Source organism: Streptomyces nanshensis, assembly GCF_001751255.1.
Classification (GTDB): Bacteria; Actinomycetota; Actinomycetes; order Streptomycetales; family Streptomycetaceae; genus Streptomyces; species Streptomyces nanshensis_A.
Genome location: NZ_LJGW01000535.1, coordinates 1 through 1,146, shown reverse-complemented (window position 1 = coordinate 1,146; position 1,146 = coordinate 1). Strand labels below are relative to the sequence as shown.

1 protein-coding gene is annotated in these 1,146 nt (G+C 77.1%); it reads left to right on the top strand.

All coding sequences use genetic code 11. The features are described from left to right. Positions 1-1,146, top strand: a 1,146-nt coding sequence (locus AN218_RS29575) for an ATP-dependent DNA helicase (RefSeq protein ID WP_171908843.1), incomplete at both ends; no start/stop codon positions are given.

The following is a 1,146-nucleotide window of genomic DNA, read 5'->3' as shown; positions in this document are numbered from 1 at the left end:
CGGCCCGCGCGGGGCTGCGGGCCTGCGCCGCGGCACACGCCGCCGACGGACGCGACCGCCTCGCGGAGTCGGCCGGCACATCCGCCGACGCGACGGCCCGCGAGGACGTCGAAGACAGCCCCGTGGACGGGCCGTTGCTCCCCTCCTTCGTCACGGTCGCCGGACTCCTCGACGGCAGCGAGGGCCCGGGCAGGGACGCGGAGGGAGCGTGGGCGCTCGATCTGCTCGTCGTCTGCGACGCCCCCCAACTCGACGCGGAGACCGCCGCCGCCCTCGTGGAGTCCCTGCCGGACGGAGCGCGGCTGGTGCTCAGCGGCGATCCGCATGTGCTGGGCTCCGCCGGTCCCGGACAGGTCTTCGCCGACGTCCTCTCGTGCGGCGCCTGTCCCCGCGTGGTCTCCCGTACGCCGGACCCGGGGCCGGTCGGCGAACTGGTCTCCGGCATCGGCGTCGGCGAGCTGAACCAGGTGGAGGCCCCGGGCAGGGAGGTCGTCATCGTCCCGGTGCGGGACGCGGGCGAGGCCGTGCACCGTACGGTCCAGCTCGTCGCCGACTCGGTGCCGCGGGCGATCGGCGTCCCCTCCGGCGACACCCAGGTCATCACCACGGGGCACGGCGGATCCGCGGGCACCCGGGCGCTGAACGCCGCCCTCAAGGAGCGGCTGCATCCGGGCCCCGGCCGCTTCGACGGCTTCGATCCGGGCGACCGCGTGGTCCACTCCCCCTCCCGCGGACGTGCGGCTCCCGCGGTCGTCGCCGGCGGCGAGGAGGAGGGCCTGCGGCTGGAGTACGCGGACCGGGGAGGCAGCGTGCTGGTCCCCCGCGACCGCATCGCCGAGGAGGTCCGGCACGGCTGGGCCGTCACCGCACACCAGGCCGCGGGCATGAGCTGGCCCGCGGTGGTGGCCGTGCTGCCGGGCGACGCCGCCTCGGTGCTCACACGCGAGTGGGTCTACACGGCGTTCGGCCGGGCCGCGCGCCATCTGTCCGTCGTACACGGCGCGGAGGACGCACTCCCGAAAGCCGTCGCCTCGGTCCCGGCCCCCGCCCGTACGACCCGGCTGCGCACCCTGCTGTCGCAGTCGCTGCGCGCGGCCCAGGCGGCGGCGACGTCACGCGGCGCGAGCGGCGACGGCCCGGAGGGCA